The sequence below is a fragment of the Pseudomonas sp. AC463 genome, assembly GCF_979253585.1.
The window spans coordinates 1-380 of the sequence record NZ_CEEDDZ010000205.1 but is presented as its reverse complement, the minus strand read 5'-3'; the positions used below and the strand labels follow the sequence as shown (position 1 = coordinate 380).

General features: G+C 67.9%; 1 protein-coding gene. It reads right to left on the bottom strand.

What is annotated here, in order from left to right:
• Positions 1–380: hypothetical protein (locus AC0IYH_RS29790; RefSeq protein WP_471837681.1), on the bottom strand; the 380-nt coding region annotated here is incomplete at both ends.

Genomic DNA, 380 nt, shown 5'->3' with positions numbered 1-380 from the left:
AGCCCGTAGAACGCGACCAGCCCGCCGAGCAGGTACAACTCCTTCTCCAGCCCCAGCACCGCGACGACCGACGCCAGCACCAGCCCGGCGGCGATCCAGACCACGCCGCCGATCGTGGAGGCAGGCGGTACCGGCGGCATGTCATGCGCGCCGAGTTCATGCCCCTCGAACGCCGCGAGTTCGGCGGGACTGTATTCGCGCGTGGTCAGCACGGTCCACAACACCGACGCCAGCAGCGCCGCACCACCCAGGTAGAACGACCACAATACCGTATCCGGAATACCGCCGCCCGCCTGAGAATTGCGCACGCCGAACCGGTCAAGGATATACGGCGTCGCCGACCCGATCACCGCTCCCGCGCCGATGAACGCGGTCTGGAG